At 60.2% G+C, this 17368-nt stretch carries 24 protein-coding genes; 13 read left to right on the forward strand and 11 right to left on the reverse strand.

Annotation, left to right across the window (positions count from 1 at the left end; all coding sequences use genetic code 11):
• The first annotated feature begins 816 nt into the window (after positions 1 to 816).
• Positions 817 to 1212, forward strand: a complete 396-nt coding sequence (locus tag A6U87_RS09960) for a DUF1236 domain-containing protein (RefSeq protein WP_065691111.1) — start codon at positions 817 to 819, stop codon at positions 1210 to 1212.
• Between the two features lie 33 nt (positions 1213 to 1245).
• On the opposite strand, the gene A6U87_RS09965 is transcribed toward A6U87_RS09960, so the two are convergent.
• From A6U87_RS09965 to A6U87_RS09975, 3 genes are all read right to left on the reverse strand, one after another.
• Entirely contained in the window at positions 1246 to 2091 is an 846-nt protein-coding gene (locus tag A6U87_RS09965) for an aspartyl/asparaginyl beta-hydroxylase domain-containing protein (RefSeq protein ID WP_083199339.1), read from the reverse strand.
• A gap of 146 nt (positions 2092 to 2237) precedes the next feature.
• Positions 2238 to 2579: an SMR family transporter gene (locus tag A6U87_RS09970; protein ID WP_065691112.1), complete on the reverse strand. Its 342-nt coding sequence runs from the start codon at positions 2577 to 2579 to the stop codon at positions 2238 to 2240.
• Positions 2580 to 2607: 28 nt separating this feature from the next.
• On the reverse strand, positions 2608 to 3171 hold the full coding sequence (locus tag A6U87_RS09975; protein WP_065691113.1) for a TetR/AcrR family transcriptional regulator: 564 nt from the start codon (positions 3169 to 3171) through the stop codon (positions 2608 to 2610).
• Positions 3172 to 3313: 142 nt separating this feature from the next.
• Between A6U87_RS09975 and A6U87_RS09980 the strand changes: the two genes are divergently transcribed.
• Complete coding sequence (locus tag A6U87_RS09980) at positions 3314 to 3703, forward strand: group II truncated hemoglobin (protein ID WP_065691114.1); 390 nt, start codon at positions 3314 to 3316, stop codon at positions 3701 to 3703.
• A gap of 8 nt (positions 3704 to 3711) precedes the next feature.
• On the forward strand, positions 3712 to 4092 hold the full coding sequence (locus A6U87_RS09985; RefSeq protein ID WP_065691115.1) for a DUF423 domain-containing protein: 381 nt from the start codon (positions 3712 to 3714) through the stop codon (positions 4090 to 4092).
• Here the strand turns inward: A6U87_RS09985 and A6U87_RS09990 are convergent.
• The 6 genes from A6U87_RS09990 to A6U87_RS10015 all read right to left on the reverse strand — a co-directional run bounded on the left by A6U87_RS09990 (position 4085) and on the right by A6U87_RS10015 (position 7354).
• Complete coding sequence (locus A6U87_RS09990) at positions 4085 to 4453, reverse strand: VOC family protein (RefSeq protein WP_065691116.1); 369 nt, start codon at positions 4451 to 4453, stop codon at positions 4085 to 4087. The genes A6U87_RS09985 and A6U87_RS09990 overlap by 8 nt on opposite strands.
• A gap of 3 nt (positions 4454 to 4456) precedes the next feature.
• Positions 4457 to 4771, reverse strand: a complete 315-nt coding sequence (locus A6U87_RS09995; protein WP_065691117.1) for an antibiotic biosynthesis monooxygenase — start codon at positions 4769 to 4771, stop codon at positions 4457 to 4459.
• A gap of 10 nt (positions 4772 to 4781) precedes the next feature.
• Positions 4782 to 5051, reverse strand: a complete 270-nt coding sequence (locus tag A6U87_RS10000) for a hypothetical protein (RefSeq protein ID WP_065691118.1) — start codon at positions 5049 to 5051, stop codon at positions 4782 to 4784.
• Complete coding sequence (locus A6U87_RS10005) at positions 5048 to 5455, reverse strand: DUF2325 domain-containing protein (protein ID WP_065691119.1); 408 nt, start codon at positions 5453 to 5455, stop codon at positions 5048 to 5050. Before A6U87_RS10005 ends, A6U87_RS10000 begins: the two co-directional genes overlap by 4 nt.
• 109 nt (positions 5456 to 5564) lie before the next feature.
• Positions 5565 to 6860 (reverse strand): energy transducer TonB, encoded by a 1296-nt coding sequence (locus A6U87_RS10010; protein WP_065691120.1) that lies wholly within the window; start codon positions 6858 to 6860, stop codon positions 5565 to 5567.
• A gap of 59 nt (positions 6861 to 6919) precedes the next feature.
• Complete coding sequence (locus tag A6U87_RS10015) at positions 6920 to 7354, reverse strand: hypothetical protein (protein WP_065691121.1); 435 nt, start codon at positions 7352 to 7354, stop codon at positions 6920 to 6922.
• A gap of 140 nt (positions 7355 to 7494) precedes the next feature.
• On the opposite strand from A6U87_RS10015, the gene hemP reads away from it, so the two are divergent.
• The 7 genes from hemP to A6U87_RS10050 all read left to right on the forward strand — a co-directional run bounded on the left by hemP (position 7495) and on the right by A6U87_RS10050 (position 12476).
• Entirely contained in the window at positions 7495 to 7677 is a 183-nt protein-coding gene (gene hemP, locus A6U87_RS10020) for a hemin uptake protein HemP (protein WP_065691122.1), read from the forward strand.
• Positions 7678 to 7688: 11 nt separating this feature from the next.
• The gene (locus A6U87_RS10025; RefSeq protein ID WP_065691123.1) at positions 7689 to 8738 is read left to right on the forward strand and encodes a hemin-degrading factor; all 1050 of its coding nucleotides are present in this window, start codon (positions 7689 to 7691) and stop codon (positions 8736 to 8738) included.
• A 15-nt stretch (positions 8739 to 8753) separates the two neighbouring features.
• Positions 8754 to 9656 carry a hemin ABC transporter substrate-binding protein gene (locus A6U87_RS10030; RefSeq protein ID WP_065691124.1) on the forward strand — a complete coding sequence of 301 codons (903 nt, stop codon included), beginning with the start codon at positions 8754 to 8756 and terminating at the stop codon, positions 9654 to 9656.
• A gap of 1 nt (position 9657) precedes the next feature.
• Entirely contained in the window at positions 9658 to 10770 is a 1113-nt protein-coding gene (locus tag A6U87_RS10035) for an iron ABC transporter permease (RefSeq protein ID WP_065691125.1), read from the forward strand.
• Positions 10771 to 10780: 10 nt separating this feature from the next.
• The gene (locus tag A6U87_RS10040; RefSeq protein ID WP_065691126.1) at positions 10781 to 11572 is read left to right on the forward strand and encodes a heme ABC transporter ATP-binding protein; all 792 of its coding nucleotides are present in this window, start codon (positions 10781 to 10783) and stop codon (positions 11570 to 11572) included.
• A gap of 143 nt (positions 11573 to 11715) precedes the next feature.
• Entirely contained in the window at positions 11716 to 12066 is a 351-nt protein-coding gene (locus tag A6U87_RS10045; protein WP_065691127.1) for a YqjD family protein, read from the forward strand.
• Positions 12067 to 12074: 8 nt separating this feature from the next.
• Complete coding sequence (locus A6U87_RS10050; protein ID WP_065691128.1) at positions 12075 to 12476, forward strand: hypothetical protein; 402 nt, start codon at positions 12075 to 12077, stop codon at positions 12474 to 12476.
• Positions 12477 to 12541: 65 nt separating this feature from the next.
• Here the strand turns inward: A6U87_RS10050 and A6U87_RS10055 are convergent, their stop codons facing one another.
• Both A6U87_RS10055 and A6U87_RS10060 read right to left on the reverse strand, forming a co-directional pair.
• Positions 12542 to 13096 (reverse strand): RNA polymerase sigma factor, encoded by a 555-nt coding sequence (locus A6U87_RS10055; protein WP_065691129.1) that lies wholly within the window; start codon positions 13094 to 13096, stop codon positions 12542 to 12544.
• A gap of 8 nt (positions 13097 to 13104) precedes the next feature.
• A complete protein-coding gene (locus A6U87_RS10060; protein ID WP_065691130.1) occupies positions 13105 to 13311 on the reverse strand; it encodes a NepR family anti-sigma factor in 207 nt (68 codons plus the stop codon).
• 252 nt (positions 13312 to 13563) lie between these two features.
• On the opposite strand from A6U87_RS10060, the gene A6U87_RS10065 reads away from it, so the two are divergent.
• The 3 genes from A6U87_RS10065 to A6U87_RS10075 all read left to right on the forward strand — a co-directional run bounded on the left by A6U87_RS10065 (position 13564) and on the right by A6U87_RS10075 (position 17354).
• Positions 13564 to 14358: a response regulator gene (locus tag A6U87_RS10065; RefSeq protein ID WP_065691131.1), complete on the forward strand. Its 795-nt coding sequence runs from the start codon at positions 13564 to 13566 to the stop codon at positions 14356 to 14358.
• A 207-nt stretch (positions 14359 to 14565) separates the two neighbouring features.
• Positions 14566 to 15582 (forward strand): sensor histidine kinase, encoded by a 1017-nt coding sequence (locus tag A6U87_RS10070; protein ID WP_083199340.1) that lies wholly within the window; start codon positions 14566 to 14568, stop codon positions 15580 to 15582.
• A gap of 410 nt (positions 15583 to 15992) precedes the next feature.
• Positions 15993 to 17354 carry an NAD(P)-dependent oxidoreductase gene (locus A6U87_RS10075; RefSeq protein WP_065691132.1) on the forward strand — a complete coding sequence of 454 codons (1362 nt, stop codon included), beginning with the start codon at positions 15993 to 15995 and terminating at the stop codon, positions 17352 to 17354.
• Positions 17355 to 17368 lie beyond the last annotated feature (14 nt).

The following is a 17368-nucleotide window of genomic DNA, read 5'->3' on the forward strand; positions in this document are numbered from 1 at the left end:
GACTTCGTCGCCCTCAACGTCGCCATCGGCGGCGGCTACAATCCAGGTGGAAAGCCCGTCGCCCCGCCGAAGCCGACCCCTTCGCCGAAGGCAAGCTGACGAACGGAAGAGCACGCCCAGCGCGTTGTTGAGAGACTGTTAATATATCTGCTCTATATTAGAACGGCTGGAAGTACTGAAATGGGGCATGCACGACCGCCGTTTTATTTTGATACAACCTCGGTGGTCGTGTCCTAACATCCTGTTTACGTTTAACCTTACCGGCTAACCAACCTATTAGCATCGCCTTGAAAAGGCCTCCGGTTGTGGCAAGGTTCAGCCATGACAAACATCCGCTCTCCAAGATATACCGCTGCAGATACGGGACGGTCTCGCGAATGCGAAAACGTTTGCGCCTCGGCGATTACCGATGTTGTCCGTCGCGCGGTAGCGGCGGGATGGCGTGAAGAGGAAATCGCTCTTCACTTGGCTGATGCTGCAGAAAACTACGTCATCTATCTCGCAACCAAACCCGACCGCAAGCTAAGGGCCGCGAACAACAACTGATCCAACGCGTCGGATCGATTGGCCGACGCGGACGTAATAACGCAAGCGAAAACGGGTTCTCAGGAACTTTCAAGCCGCTGTCAGAGCCTTGTCAGGGCACGCCGATTTCCCTGGCGATCCGAGCCGCACAATCGCGAACTACCCCGCAATCGACAGCATCACAGAATGCGACGCGCACTTACCAAGCGTGTCTCCGAAGCTCCTGGCGAGCGGAACAACGAGTGATCGCGCTCGTTAAATCCCCGCAAACTCGAGCTAAGGAGAACTCAAATGTACAAGGTCCTACTTGTCACCAGCGCGATGGCGCTGTCGTCCCTTGCCACGAATGCGTGGGCCGATGGAACGCTGACCGGCGCTGCCGGCGGCGCGGTTACCGGCGCGGTCGTCGGCGGTCCTGTCGGTGCTGCAGTGGGTGGCGTTGCCGGCGCAGTCGTCGGTGCAGCGATCGATCCGCCGCCGCGCGAAGTCGTCACCTATGTCGAAGCGCAGCCTGCACCGCCGACACCTGTCGTCGTCGAGCAGCCGATCGTTGTCGGCAAGCCAATTCCCGCAGATGTCGTTGTGACCCCGATCCCCGACAATCCGAAATACGCCTATACGGTGGTGAACGATCGCCACATCATCGTGGAACCGCGATCGCATCGCGTCGTTCAGGTTCTCAACTGATAAAGGTCGGGCCCCGCATTGCGGGGCCTTTCGCTATGTCTGTGGCCGGTTTCTGAAGGCCTCCGCCTCTGCGTAGAACTTCTTTTCCCACTCCTTGTGGTTATCCAGCCCTTCGCGGATGAACGGCGTGAAGACCGCAAGGTTCATGAGCGCCCAGTTCACAAAGCGCGCCGGGAATTTCAACGGCTTGACGAAATCGACGAACAGCACCACCCGCGTCTTGTCCGTGTGGTTCCAGGCTTCGTGCTCGTAGGCATCATCGAATATGAGCGCCTTGCCTTCCTGCCAGTGGCAGATCTGGTCCTTCACGCGAATGGCAAGCTTGTCGGCCGGTTCCGGAACGATCATGCCGAGATGCAGGCGCAACACGCCGTTATAGGGGCCGCGATGCGCGGGGAGATGCTTGCCCGGTTCGAAGATCGAAAACATCGCCGTCTTCAGGCCGGGGATCTTCTGCACCGCCTGCCAGGTCTGCGGGCAAGCGGCAATGTTCTGCTCAGACTTCACGCCGAAGCCGACGAGGAAGAACGTTTTCCAGCCCGCGTCGGTCGAGATCGTCCGGACATCGGTGGAGATCTCCTGAAACGTCGGCAATTCGCTCTGTCGCACCAGAACCCGGTCAAGCTCCGCCCGGATCTGCGGCCACGCCTTCTCGACCTCGGCGGCCCAAGGGAAAGTCCTGTTATCATAGACAGGTGGATTGCCGAGCTTGGCGTATTTGAAGTTCAGTTTCTCGGCCCAGGCCACGATGCCCATGAAAAACCGTGTTACCGGGCTCGGCCGATCCATCGGCGCAATGCCGCTGGTGGCGAAGGATTGACCTTCGGGTTTGGAAACAGAAGTGTCAGGAAGGGGGGCGTCAGCAGTGCCGTCAGTCATCGATGTTCCAATACGCGATGCAAAACTCTCAAAAGTCAGTCAGGATATGGACATGACGATCTGTTTCGCAAGCCCGCCGGCTATCGACTGAGTTCAAATGTCGCGATGTCTCACGCGCCCATCCGCGGTTTTGCGGGGAGCGACGATCAATGGGAGACGGATTTTGAGAAGAGATTGACGACGAGTACGCCCGCGATGATCAATCCCAAGCCGATTAGTGCGGGCGTATCGAGCCGCTGCTTGAAGTAGACAAGCCCGACCGCCGATATCAGCACGATGCCAAGCGCACTCCAGATCGCATAGGCAATCCCGACCGGGATGACCCTCAGCGTCAGCGACAGAAAATAGAACGCCGCGGCATAGCACGCAACGAGCAGAACGGTCGGACCGACGCGCGTGAACTGCTGGGACATTTGCAGTGCCGTCGTTCCGATGACCTCGAGAACGATCGCGGCGAACAGCAGCGCGTAAACGGCGGTGGAAGCCATGATAGGAGATCCTTGTTATCCAGCCGTTCTACTTGCTGGCCAATTCGACGAGCCGTTCCATGAGGCGCTGCCGCTCGTCGGGTCCAAGCTCGTGGCTTTCGAGCATGTCGGCCAGCCACAGCCCATCGGCGGCAAGGCGCACGATCTGCGCGTCGAGCGATGAATCGGTGCCGACATATTCCTCGGAACGGGCGCGAACCCAGTCACGCCAACGCTGGCGGAGCCGCGGCTCGGCAAGAAGCGCGATCGTCACCTGTGCCCAGTGGGCAGCCTCTCCGGGGCTGTCCCTGAGTTCGGCAACTGCCCTGAGATAGGCGCGCGTGAACCGGCCATGCGGCACCGGATCCTCCCGCATGCGCTCCTCGAGATCGGCATCGAAACGTTCGAGTAGATCCTCGAACAAGGCATCAAGCAGGGCGTTCTTGGTTGGAAAATGATGCAGCAACCCGCCTTTGCTCACGCCGGAGGCGCCAGCCACCGCATCGAGCGTGACGGCCGACATTCCCTGCCCTAGCGCCAGTCGCGCAGCGACCTCCAGCAATTGCTGGCGAACGACGGCTGGCTGCTTGCGACGATGATGAGCGAGTGACATCCGTCTAAAAGATACCGTCTAGACGGTTTTGTCAAGAAAATACGCGTTGGCTTCTGCTGCCGGGGCAAGCAGGCTGCGGCAGTCGGCGCAGTTGCGATCCCTGTCGCGCCCGTGCATTAAGGAGCCAGCCAAGGAAAATATTGTGAGCGAAGACGTCATTACACTGTATCAGGCGATCGGCGGCGAGGAGACAACGAAGGCTTTGTCGCGCCGCTTCTATGAGCTGATGGACACGCTGCCGGAGGCGGCGCATGTGCGTGCGGTGCATCCACCGACGCTCGAAGGCAGCGAAGAGAAATTCTACGAGTATCTGACGGGCTATCTCGGCGGCCCGCCCCTCTATACCGAAAAGCGCGGTCACCCGCGGCTCAGGAGCCGTCATTTCGTCGCCGAGATCGGCCCTGTCGAGCGCGACGAGTGGTTGCTGTGCTTCCGCCGGGCATTGGATGAAACCGTCGCCAATCCCAAGCTGCGCGAAATCATCTGGCCGCCAATCGAGCGGCTCGCCTTCCACATGCAGAACAAGGAATAGAAACGCCCATGACCCTCAACCAGCGCTTCCTGCCGGTGTTTCTTGCTTTCGCCGGGCTATTCGGCTTTGCCGGCGTCGCACTCGCGGCGGCCGCGGCACATGGCGGCGGCGACGCCCATCTTGTCGCGTCCGCCTCCGCGATGTGCCTGGCACACGCCCCTGCCCTGCTGGCGCTCGCGATCGGCGCCGAGAAGCTGCGGACGGCGTGGCTCGCCGGTCTCCTGATCGGCATCGGCACCCTGCTCTTTGCGGGTGATCTGGTCATGCTGCGCTACGCCGGTTCGGGATTGTTCCCCATGGCCGCGCCGACGGGTGGCTTTGCAATGATGTTCGGCTGGCTGGCAGTGGCGCTGGGCGCCTTCTTTCGCAGCGGCGTGAGGACTAGCTGAGCGGGATGCGTCCGAAGCGGAGCAGGTTGCCGTGCGGATCGTGGATATAGAACTCTTCCATGTTCCAGGGCCGCACCTCAAGCCTAGTCAGGCTCTTGACGCCTTTGGCATCATATTCCGTATGCAGCGCGCCGATACCGCCACCCCGCAGGTAGACTGAGCTCCTTTCGCAAAGCGAACGATCGTCCGTCCGCCAGAAATGCAGCTCCATCCCATCGCGCCGCAGGATCAGGTAGTCCTGGGCCTGATAGACGACCTCGCTGAAGCCGAGCTCACCGTGATAAAAGGCCAGCGTCTCGTCGATATCGAGAGACGGAAGCACCGGCAGAACCTCGATGCGATCAGGGTTGCAGTCCGTCATCCCTCAAATACCATCCACGACATTGAAGCCCTCGAACACCGGCGGTCCCAGGTACATTGCCTTGCGATCACCCGCGTTCCGATGTGCTGCACGGAAGTTCTCGGACTTCGTCCAGTTCAGGAAGTCCTCTTCGCTGCGCCAAAGCGTGTGCGAGGAAAACAGCGTGTAGTTTTCTTCGGCATTGGCCTTGCCGCGCAGTAGCCGGAACTCGACGAAACCCGGAACCTGGGAAAGGCTCGAGTCGCGATCGCGCCAGACCGCTTCGAAATCCGCTTCGGAACCTGCGGCAACCTTGAACCGATTCATCGCGATATACATTGGACTATCCCTATGCCTTGCGCTTTCCGCCCGCGCGCGCCGGCGCGAACGCCACGACATTATTGCCGTTCGCAGCCTCCAGTCCAAGCGGCTTTTCCGGCAGCTGGCCCGGCATTCTCGCGTCCCAGACGGGAAACTCGGCAACGTTGGCATAGTGCTCGCGCCGCTCGGCATGCTTTACCAGAAGATCATAGAGCTCCGGCACGAGGCCATCGCCATTCTGTGCGGCCAGCTTGTGCAGGCCGATCATCATGAACCCATCAGGGCGCTTTTCAGTCATCGGGAATTGTCTCGTTCGTTCATTGTGTTCAGCGCCCGTTCGAGGCTGGACTTGCTGCCGTTCCTGAGCGGAATGAATGCCTTGCCGAACTTCTTGCAGCCGGTCTTCACGCGCAGGCAGGCATCGTGGCTGATACAGTCGATCGGGCAGAAAACGCAGTCGACGGATGGAAGCACGGTGTCGATACGCGAAACCGCTTCACGCAGCCCACCGTCGTGATGAATGAGTTCGGCCCCGAAATTGCTGGCGATCTGGCGAAGATGCGCGACCTGGCAATCCCGGCCGCCGACATAAAGGAAGCTGCGTCCATCGAGCTTGGATCGCCCCGAAGCTTCTTGAACCGCCTGTGCATCCGCACTGACGCGGATTTCCCGGTTCGAACCCTTCTTCGCCTTGCGAGCCATTTACCACCCGTTCGCTCGTTGATCGTCACACGATTCCAGCGTGTGCAGGCGGACCTTAGTAAACTTGATTTTTATAGTAAAGTATAAAGTTGATTATTTTCATCATATTTTATCGCCCCGCCGTCACCTGGAGCTCCTGGGTGAAGGTCCAGGACGACTTGCCCCATTCCGGCGGCAAGGGTGGGAAAGGTGCTGCGTGGCGCACGCCATCGACAACGGCCTGGTCGAGCTCAGGGAACCCAGAACTGCGCAATACGGAAAGACCGCCTAGACCGCCCGTCGAATTGATCGTCAGCTTCACGCGGACGCTCATCGAGGTGCCCATGCGCTTGTATTCCGACGGCACCCTGATGGCACGACGGATGCGCGATGCAACCTTGCCAGGATAATTGGCAACGGCAGCGCTACCGACACCGGAACGGCCCGCAGCGCTTCGCGAATCCTGGTCTGATGCCGCGACATCGTCACCCGCGAGCGACCCGCGCTTCGTGTCCTGCTTGTTCTCGCCATTGGAACCAGCCGCGACCTTCGCCTTCGGAGGAAGCTTCTTTTCTGGCTTCGGTTTTTCGACCGGCTTTTGAGCCACAGGCTTGGGATCCGGCTTCGGAACGTCGTCCGGCTCGGGTTCGATGGCAGCAGTCGCGGTCGGCTGGACGGGGGTCATTTCGTCCGGCGTGGCCTGGGCAACCGGCGATACCTCCGGTGGGATCTCCGCCGGCACTTCCGTCGCCATCGGCTGAACCACCGCAGTTTCTGCCGGCGATTGCGATACAAGAATCTCGGGCTCTGCCGCGGTGACATTCTCCGGCGACACGCGGGTCACTTCCAGCGTCGGAGCGACGGTCTCAGCCTCGACGGGCGCATCGGTCGGCACTGCCGCAGCCTGCACGGTCTCCGGCTGAACGCTCTCCGCCACGACCTCTTCCGGCTGCGGATCGTCCTGTTTTTCGCCCTCCGCCGTCTGGTCGGCCTCGGCATCGCCGAGAATGATGACGCTGACCGTCTCGCCGGCCTCTTCAATGGGGGTCTGCGGGGGCGTGGCAACGAAGCCCAGCGCCAAAGCCGTTACAAGCAGGGCATGAAAAAGAAAGGACCCGAAGCAGACGGCAGCGACACCCCGCTTGGAGGAGGACGAGTCGGCTGCCGCCTTTTCTGCGCATTCGTCGACCAAAGGCGCGTCGGCTTTGCCGCTTGCTGCGCTACGCGGATCCTGCGGAAAGGAATCGATCAGCGAAAACCGGGTGTAGTGGAGGACGGCTTCGGCAGCCGGCTGGCGCTTTGCGTCGCGAAGATCAGACATCTCGTGCCCAGGGTGCACGCCGGGCGTATTGTCGTTCAAACCGCCGTCGGTCGTCGGTTCTTCGACGAGCTCGTGTCTCGCCTTGGCTCTAGCTGAAACCACCATCTTGTACCTGCCTCGACCAGTTGAAACTGAGCCGGTCGGAGATCATCTCCGGCGCAAACTCAACCCTCGAAAGGAACGGAAATCTGGGAACGGGTCACGAGACCCTTCATGCACTCACCCGCCGCGGGGCCGTCGCATACCGGCGTGTCGTTGATCAACACGCGGGTGACGGTCTCGCACTTGACGTTCGGCATATCGAACTGACGCACGCGCTTCTTGCCCTGCGGCAGATCCTTGAAATCGAGAACCGTGATGCGATCGACCGCATTCTTGTCGTTGAAGAAGGCCAGCTCGAAGGAGACCTTGTTGATCGGCGCGGGAAGCTTGTTGAGCGCCACGAAGGTCATCATGCAACCCTTCTGCGATGGCGTCAGCGCGTTCAATTCGACATCGAGGTTCGCCGCCGGTGCTGCGTCCTGCGCATAGACCGGAATCACGGCCGCCGCTGCGACAAAGCCACCCAACAAAAGCGTTGCAAACCTCGTGACCGCCATCGCGCTTCTCCAGAATTTTCTAAAACTTGACTATCAAGCTCCGCTATTGCGTCTTTAGAAAATGATGACTATGAGAGTCAACATAATTGTAGCCGGCAGGGGCGTTTAGCCGCCGGATAGAGTGGAATAAATCAACCGAAATGATGGTCGAGAAGCCGGACACATTTGAGCATGCGCCGCTGCTGCGCGAAGCCTCGGCTGAAATGCGGATACTGGAAAGCGCGGAGATTTTCCGCGGTGCCTCCGAGATCATGATCCGCCATGAGGGCGCCATCTACCGCATGAAAATCACCCGCCAGGGCAAGCTCATTTTGAACAAGTAAGGGGTAAAGACATGACTGAGAACGCAAAACCGACTCCCGCCGAAATCCGCGCATTCCGCGCCGAAAATCCCAAGATGCGCGAGCGCGACATCGCAGCTCAGCTTCAGATTTCGGAAGCGGCCCTCGTCGCGGCAGAAGTCGGCATCAGCGTAACCCGCATTGACGGTAGCGCTCTGAAGCTTCTGGAGCGCGTCGCCGAACTCGGCGAAGTCATGGCCCTTTCCCGCAACGAAAGCGCCGTCCACGAGAAGATCGGCGTCTACGAGAACATCAACTCCGGCCCGCACGCCTCGATCGTGCTCGGCGAAAACATCGATCTGCGTATCTTCCCGGGCCGCTGGGTCCACGGCTTTGCCGTTTCCAAGAAGGACGGTGACCAGGAGCGGCTCAGCCTGCAATATTTCGACAAGGCAGGCGGTGCGGTTCACAAGGTGCATCTGCGCCCCGATTCGAACGTCGCCGCCTATCATGCCATCGTCCGCGACCTGAAGCTTGAGGATCAGTCGCAGGAATTCGTGGGCGACACCTCCGCAGCAGCAACCAGCGAAGATGGCGACGTCAGCCGCGAGGAACTGCGCGATCACTGGAGCAAGTTGACCGATACACACGAATTTTTCGGCATGCTGCGCAAGCTGAAGATCGGCAGGCAGGCAGCCGTGCGGACCGTCGGCGACGACTACGCCTGGAAGCTCGACAACAGCGCTACCGCCGAGATGATGCATGCTTCGGTGAAAGCCGGACTACCGATCATGTGCTTCGTTGCCAATGACGGCATCGTGCAGATCCATTCCGGCCCGATCTTCAACGTGCAGCCGATGGGCCCGTGGATCAACGTGCTCGACCCGACCTTCCATCTGCATCTGCGCCAGGATCACATCGCCGAGACCTGGGCCGTTCGCAAGCCGACCAAGGATGGCCACGTCACCTCGCTGGAAGCCTACGATGCCAATGGAGAAATGATCATTCAGTTCTTCGGCAAGCGCAAGGAAGGCTCCGACGAGCGCTCCGACTGGCGCGAAATTATGGAAAGCCTGCCCAAGGCGACCAGCGTAGCCGCGTAAGGCAGGGAGGTGAGAATGCGTAAACACACGAAGCAGGCGCCTTTTTGCGCAACGAAGCTTGGCCGCGCGCTGGCGGCCCTGCCCCTCGCGGCATTGCTGCTCGGCTCTTCGGTAGCCCACGCCGAAGACAAGGTGGACACGACCCGTATCGTATCCGTCGGCGGCGACGTGACCGAAATCATCTACGCACTTGGGGAAGAAAAGCACCTCGTCGCGCGCGACACCACGAGCATGTTCCCTCAGGAAGCCATGAAGCTGCCTGACGTCGGTTACATGCGCGCGCTCTCCCCCGAGGGCATCCTTGCCTTGAGCCCGACATCAATCATCGCGATCGAGGGCGCTGGTCCGCCCGAGGCGCTGACCGTTCTCAAGAGCGCAAGCGTTCCCTTCGAAACCGTGCCGAACGCCTATACCCGCGACGGCATCCTGGCGAAGATCGAGAAGGTCGGCGCTCTGCTTGGCGTGAACGACAAGGCCAAGGCGCTCGAAGCGAGCGTCAGCGCCGATCTCGACGCGGCAATCGCCGATGCGGGCAAGCGTGCCGAAAAGGATCGCAAGAGGGTGCTGTTCATCCTCAGCCTGCAGGGCGGCAAGGTCATGGCATCTGGCACGGGAACGGCTGCGGACGGCATCATCAAGCTTTCCAGCGCGATCAATGCGGCCGGCGACTTCCCCGGTTACAAGCCGTTGACCGATGAGGCGATCATCGAGGCCAAGCCCGACGTGATCCTGATGATGAACCGCGGCGACGGTGCATCGACCACGAACGAGGAACTCTTGAAGCAGCCGGCGCTCGCACTGACGCCTGCCCTTCAAAACAAGGCGGTCATCCGCATGGACGGTCTGCACCTCCTCGGCTTCGGTCCCCGCACGGCAAGCGCTGTGCGAGAGTTGAACGCAGCGATGTACGGGGGCTGATATGGCCCTCCCGGATGCCATGCGAGGAGAACGCGCATTGTTTTCACCGGCAACGCTTCGCGAACGCCATCAGGCCGGCGATCGCGGACCACTTGCGCTGCTGGTGATCGCCCTCCTCGTCATCGGCTCCGTGCTGTCACTGCTGTTCTCGGTGACGACAGGCGCATCCGACGCATCGTTTCTGGATGTCATCGCCAACGTCACCGGCTCCGCGGATGCGCTCAACATGCGCGACCGGATCATCATTTTCGACATTCGCATGCCGCGTGCCATCCTCGGCTTCCTGGTGGGCGGCTCGCTGGCCGTTTCCGGCGCTGTCATGCAGGGCCTCTTCCGCAATCCGCTTGCGGATCCCGGCCTTGTCGGCGTTTCCTCGGGCGCCAGCTTCGGCGCGGTGGTCATGATCGTGCTCGGCGGCACCTTTGCGGCACCCGTCTATACCCTCATGGGCATCTATGCCCTGCCAGTCGCAGCCTTTGCGGGCGGTTTGGTGACCACGCTGCTGCTCTACCGGATCGCAACGAGCAACGGCCAGACATCCGTTGCGACCATGCTGCTTGCCGGCATCGCGCTCGGCTCGCTCGCCACGGCACTGACCGGCGTCCTGATCTACATGGCCAACGACCAGCAGCTGCGAGACCTGACGTTCTGGGGCATGGGATCGCTGGCCGGCGCGACCTGGACCAAGATCGCGGCCGCCGCTCCGATCATCCTCCTGTCCTTTGCCGCGATGCCGTTCATGGCCCGCGGCCTGAACGCCATCACGCTTGGCGAAGCCGCCGCCTTCCACATGGGCGTCTCCGTTCAGCGCCTGAAGAACATCGCGATCGTCACGGTTGCCGCCGCCACGGGCGCTTCGGTTGCGGTCAGCGGCGGCATCGGCTTTGTCGGCATCGTCGTGCCGCATGTTCTGCGCATGGTCATCGGGCCCGACCACCGCTATCTCCTCCCGGCATCAGCCCTACTCGGCGGCTCCCTGCTGATCTTCGCGGACGTTCTAGCCCGCACCGCCGTCGCACCCGCGGAATTGCCGATCGGCATCATCACCGCGGCTGTCGGCGGCCCATTCTTCCTGTGGATTCTGCTGCGCCAGCGCGCTCGGCTTGCCCTTTGAGTGACTTGCAATGATTGAAGTATCCGGCGTCTCCGTCCGCCTGTCGGGCAAAACAATCGTGCATGGTGCGAGCTTCGTTGCCGAACCGGGGCATCTAACGGCGATTGCCGGGCCCAACGGATCCGGCAAGACCACCACCATGAAAGCCGTGTCCGGCGAACTTACCTACGAAGGAATGGCGCGTATAAACGGTCACGACATCCGATCCCTTCAGCCGTGGCAGCTGGCGACGTTGCGCGGTGTCCTGCCGCAGGCGAGCACGATCTCCTTCCCGTTCACCGTCCGCGAGGTTGTCCGAATGGGCCTTACCTCAGGGCTCAACCGCAATCCCGACAAGGCGGAACAAATCGCGGCGCGCGCCCTGGAGGCGGTCGACCTTGGCGGCTACGAGGGACGTTTCTACCAGCAGCTTTCGGGCGGCGAACAGCAACGCGTACAGCTCGCAAGGGTTCTCTGCCAGATCCCTGAGCCGGTCGTCGACGGTCGGCCATGCTGGCTCCTGCTCGACGAGCCTGTATCGAGCCTCGACATCAGCCACCAATTGACGATCATGCGGCTTGCACGCACCTTCTGTAACAATGGCGGCGGCGTCATTGCCGTCATGCACGACCTCAACCTCACGGCCCTCTTCGCCGACCGCATTATCCTGATGAAATCCGGCGCCATAGCCGCCTCCGGAAGCGTCCACGATGTGCTGACCGATGAGACGATGCAATCGGTGTTCGGCTGTCCGCTCCGGATCAACCGGGTACCGGACGACGGCACGCCGTTCGTTCTTGCACACAGTGCAGTTCAGGGTTGATCAACCGGCGGGAACTTTTGTCCAACGGCGGCGTTAAGCCTTTGATTTGGGTCACTGCCGGGCATGTTTTCTTGATGTAGCTTGCGTGGCGATCTGGTGTTAAATCAGGCAGCACGATAGTGCCGTAACAATGGAGAAAACCCGTGGCTTCTTCTTTCCTGCACTCCGCCCGCAGCCGGCGCAATGGCAACGGCACGCTTCACAGCATTGAATCGACAATCGAGGATCAGATTGAATCGCTGCGCGACGAAATCGCGGTGCTGACGCAGGCCCTTGGTAAGAGTTCGCGCCGACAGGGCGAGAAAGTCCGTTACCAGGCAGCAGCGGGTTATGACGAGCTCGTCGGACGAAGCGAAGATCTGCTGCGAGAACTGCAGGACGGTTACTTTCGCGGCACGAAGGAAATGCGAAACACGGTGCGCAAGCACCCCATTGCGACGGTCGGCGCAGCTGCCGTTTTCGGCCTCGTCGTCGCCCTGCTCGCGCGGCGCTAGGAGGCTCGATGCTGTTTCCTATCCTCAGCCTCCTGATAGGCACGAGCGTCAATCGGACCGTTGCGCGAACCAAGCGCAACGGTATTTTCGTTGCCATCGCCGCTCTCTTCGTCCTGACGGCTTATGCGCTCGCAGTGGTGGCCGGCGCGATATGGCTTGCCGGCATTTATGGACCGATCGGGGCATCGCTGTTTCTTGCAGCCTGCGCCCTTTTGATCGCGATCATCGTCTTCATCGTGATGATGGTTATCAACGCCCAGGAAGCGCGCCGCGCCGCGGAGCGTCGTCAGGCGCTTGAATCTCTGGCTGCCGCCGGAATCGGTCTTGTCCGCGCCCAGCCTCTGCTGACTGCGGGCATTATTGCTGCGCTCGTTGCCTCCAATCTCATGGGCTCCAAAAGCCGAGACTAATCAAAGCCAACAAAAAAGCCGGCGCCCTGAGGGCGACCGGCCTTTTTCCTCCCATTTTATCTCTCTCAGAAGGCAAACGCCTTCGAGGTCAGTGGCGATGACGTTGCATCCGGCCCGAAATCCGCTTCGCCTGAAATCTGCAGAAGTTCCTGCAGGCGCTGACGAGCGCGGTTAACGCGGCTCTTGATGGTTCCCACGGCACAGCCGCAGATCTCCGCTGCCTCCTCGTAGGAGAAACCGGACGCTCCCACGAGAATGATCGCTTCGCGCTGATCCGGCGGAAGCTGATCCAGCGCCTTCTTGAAGTCCTGGAGATCCAGCGCGCCGTATTGCGAGGGATGTGTCGCCATCGATTCGGTGAACAGGCCATCGCTGTCCTGTATCTCGCGACCGGCCTTGCGCATCTGGCTGTAGAGCTCGTTGCGCAGGATGGTGAAGAGCCACGCCTTCATGTTGGTGCCCATCTCGAAGTGGTCCTGCTTGGCCCACGCCTTCATGATGGTGTCCTGCACGAGATCGTCGGCGCGATCGTGGCGACCGATCAGCGAAATCGCAAAAGCACGCAGGCTCGGCAAGGCCGCAAGAAGCTCGCGCTTGAAACTTGGTTGCTGCTTATCCATCGGGCCACCTACTTCATGGCCTTGGCCGAAGCCATGAATTCAGCCTGATCCAGCTTCTCGAGCAGATCAAGAAAACGATCTGGAATCGTCTCCTCCTGAACAGCTGCATACAACGACCTTAATCTGATCCCGATCTGGCTATTGGGGTCCAGAATGTCGCTTGCACGTAATTCAAGTCTTTGTTGATCCAGCTCTTCGTTCTTGCGCGTTGTCATTAACCTACACTTTTTGCCTGTTGTTCTTGAGCGTCGTACGCCAGCCGAAATACTTTTACATATCAGTCAGCCAAGTTGGCTGAACGTCTAAATGCCATTATTTCGGTTAAGCTTTCACAGGCGCCCTCTGTTCGCTGCGAGGAGAATGCGCCGCCTCAAAAAAAGTTCCTGACGCATAGGAACTTTTTTGCAGTGTAGCGCGTTCCCATTTCCGATAGAGCCGTTAGCCGGCCCTACACATGGGAGCTATAAATGACACTTTCGACTCGAATTGCGCCGCACCTTCCATATCTGCGCCGCTATTCCCGCGCATTGACCGGCACGCAGACTTCGGGCGACGCTTACGTCGCAGCTGTTCTTGAAGCCATCATTACCGACATCACCATTTTCCCTGACACGGCCAATGACCGTGTCGCACTCTATAAACTCTTCACCGATCTCTTCGGTTCCGCGACCGTCCAGATTCCGGAACCATCATCGCCCTACGCCTGGGAGCAAAAGGCGACCGTCAATCTCGCCAAGGTTTCGCCTCGCGCGCGCCAGGCCTTCATTCTGGCTTCGGTCGAGAATTTCCGTGTCGTCGAGATCGCCGAGATCCTCGGGGTCAGCGAACAGGACGTCGTCGCTTTGCTCGATAGCGCCTCGCGCGAGATCTCTCGCCAGGTCGCGACCGATATCATGATCATCGAGGACGAGCCGCTCATCGCCATGGACATCGAACAGATGGTCGAGAGCCTTGGTCATCGCGTTACCGGCATCGCGCGCACTCACTCGGAAGCAGTTGCCCTCTATAACAAGACCAAGCCCAGCATGGTCCTTGCCGACATCCAGCTCGCCGACGGCAGCTCGGGGATCGACGCGGTCAACGATATCCTGAAGACATCCAGCGTGCCGGTGATTTTCATCACCGCGTTTCCGGAACGCCTGCTCACCGGTGAGCGGCCGGAGCCGACATTCCTGGTCACCAAGCCGTTCAACCCCGACATGGTCAAAGCATTGATCAGCCAAGCGCTTTTCTTCAATGAGACGACCAGAGCTGCCGCTTGAGGCGAAATTTCACGAACTGCGGAACAAAGAGAAAGGGCGAGCGTTCCAGTCAATCTGGAGCGCTTGTCGTTCTTGAAATTTAACGGTTTGTGGAGCGCTTGTCTTTAACATGAAACGACCTGCGGGGTATCCCATCAAAGGGCCGCCCCGCTCCAGCGGCAACATGGGAATCGACGGGAAGGCGGCTTGGTGAAAAGAACTGGACCATTGGCCGACATGCAGTTTCCGCTGGAAGGTAAAGAGCTCTTGATGGAGAGGGCTCTTGCCAGCGCCGGAATCTCGGTCGTCTATCAGGATCCCGATCTTTCCATCGTCTATACCGAAAACCTCCCCCCTCATTTTCAGACTATGTCAGCGCCCGGCGGTAGCGATGCCGACATGTTTGGCGAGGCCCATGGACGGATCCTGGAAGTCCAGAAACGCAAGGTTCTGGAAAGCGGCAGCCCGAGCAGCACCGAGGTCGATATTGCTATCGATGGCGAGATGCGGACCTATGAGCTGAAGATGGAGCGCGTCGGTCTCGGCAATGAAGTCGGCCTATTGTCCGTGATCACCGAAATCACCGAAACGCGCCACCGCGAGAAGGTGCTGAAGTCGCTTCTTCGCGAATTGTCCCACCGGTCCAAGAACCTGCTTGCGATTATTCAGGGCATCGCCACGCAAACCGCGCGCAATACTTTGTCGCTCGATGCATTCCTCGTGAAGTTCCGTGGTCGGCTCCAGTCGCTGTCAAACTCGCAGGATCTGATCACGGACTCAAGCTGGCGCGGCGCGTTCCTGTTCGAACTGAGCGAAAAGCAATTTGCACCCTATTGGCCGGAAACCGCCGGCCCTCTGCCGATTGTCGGTTTGAACGTGCATCTGACGCCGAACGCGGCGGTGCATGTTGGCCTCGCGCTGCATGAATTGATCGTCAATTCCGCCTCGTACGGCGCCATCGCCGGCCCCGCCCCTTCGGTCGCGCTGGACTGCCAGGAAACGATGCTCGCCGACAGAAAGGCGATCGAGGTGTCCTGGGTCGAAACCCTGCACGACCGCAACGAGGTTCATGAATTCAGCGAGAACAGCTTCGGCAAGATCGTACTGGAGCGCGTCGTCCCGTCGGCCGTCAATGGCAAGGCCGAACTCAAGCTCCTGCCCGGTCGGATCGAGTACCATCTCGTGATCCCGGACGCCGAATTCGAAATCCTCAAACGCGCACCCCAACGCATGAGCTCACGCTGACCTTGACGCCAACAAGGAAACAGCCAGTGCGAGGGCGGCGCACCGGCTGTCTTCACTCACCGGGAGGGGACCGTGAGTGTGGATCCGAGCGATGGGTTGGGGGCGCGCATTTTGGGTCGATGCGATCATCGTTCGGATATCGCGTTAACGGCTAGGCCGGAGAATGGTTCCGATCCTTCGTCGAAAAAGCTGCATTTTTTTGAATCTTTTTTCAGCCCTGCCGCCTGAACTTCAGGTCGCTGAGCGATCACTCGGAACGAACCAAAAGACACGACAAAAAATCATTTTATAACAAAGAGATAATTCACCATCGCCAGAAACAAAATGTCAAAATTTTACCGTTTGATAAATTTTTAAACCTGAGTTACGCTTCGTTCCACTGGCCGTTTACCAATAATGAGGGAACTTCAATGGAACGTCTGGAAACTGGGATTCGTGCAGGCCGGCTTTCGCCCGCCGAGTACGACGCTAATTTCTCCGATCTCCATCCGCGCCTGGATAAGCACGAGGCGCTGGTGGCAGCAGACCGCTGCTATTTCTGCTACGACGCGCCGTGCATGACGGCCTGTCCCACCTCCATCGATATCCCGCTTTTCATCAGGCAGATATCGACAGGAAATCCGCTTGGCTCCGCCAAGACGATCTTCGACCAGAACATTCTCGGCGGCATGTGCGCGCGCGTCTGTCCCACCGAAGATCTCTGCGAGCAGGCCTGTGTGCGCAATACCGCCGAGGAGCGGCCGGTCGAGATCGGCCGCCTGCAGCGCTATGCGACCGACGCCGCGATGGATGCTGGGCGACAGTTCTATAGCCGCGCGGCAGCGACCGGAAAACGGATCGCCGTCGTCGGCGCCGGGCCGGCTGGGCTGGCCGCGGCGCATCGCCTGGCGGTGAAGGGCCACGAGGTCGTCATCTACGACAGCAAGCCGAAATCCGGTGGTCTCAACGAGTATGGCATCGCGACCTACAAGGCGGTCGATGACTTCGCACAGAAGGAGGTCGATTACGTCCTCTCGATCGGCGGGATCGAAGTGGTCCATGGCAAGGAACTGGGACGCGACTTCACTCTCGCCGACCTGCAGTCGCAATATGATGCCGTCTTCCTTGGCATCGGCCTGGCAGGCGTCAACGCGTTGCGCCTCGAAGGCGAAAGCCTCCCCGGTGTCGACGATGCCGTCGACTTCATCGAAGGTCTCCGGCAGGCGGCAAACAAAGCCAACGTCGCCATCGGCCGCCGCGTGGTCGTCCTAGGTGGCGGCATGACCGCGATCGATGCCGCGATCCAGGCCAAGCTGCTCGGCGCCGAGGAGGTGACGATCTGTTATCGCCGCGGCAAGGAACACATGAACGCCTCCGAATTCGAGCAAGATCTTGCCGCGTCCAAGGGCGTCATCCTGCGCCACTGGCTGGCGCCGAAGTCCATCCTGTCTCAGGACGGAAAGGTCGCCGCGATCGAGGTGGAATACACGGCGATCGTGGATGGCCGCCTGACGACCACAGGCGAGACCGGTGTCATCGCGACCGACCAGATCTTCAAGGCAATCGGCCAGACCTTCGATGCTTCCGGTCTCGGTGCGCTTCGCATGGAAACAGGCCGCATCGCTATTGATGCCGAAGGCAAGACTTCGCTCGACGGCGTGTGGGCCGGCGGCGACTGCGTCTTCGGCGGTGACGACCTGACCGTCTCCGCGGTCGCGCAGGGTCGCGACGCTGCGGAATCCATCAATCGCGTGCTTGCTGCCGGTGCGCAGCCGGCCGCTGCCGTCGCTTGAAGGGGAGAATGAAC

Source organism: Rhizobium sp. AC44/96 (genome assembly GCF_001692185.1).
Lineage (GTDB): Bacteria > Pseudomonadota > Alphaproteobacteria > Rhizobiales > Rhizobiaceae > Rhizobium.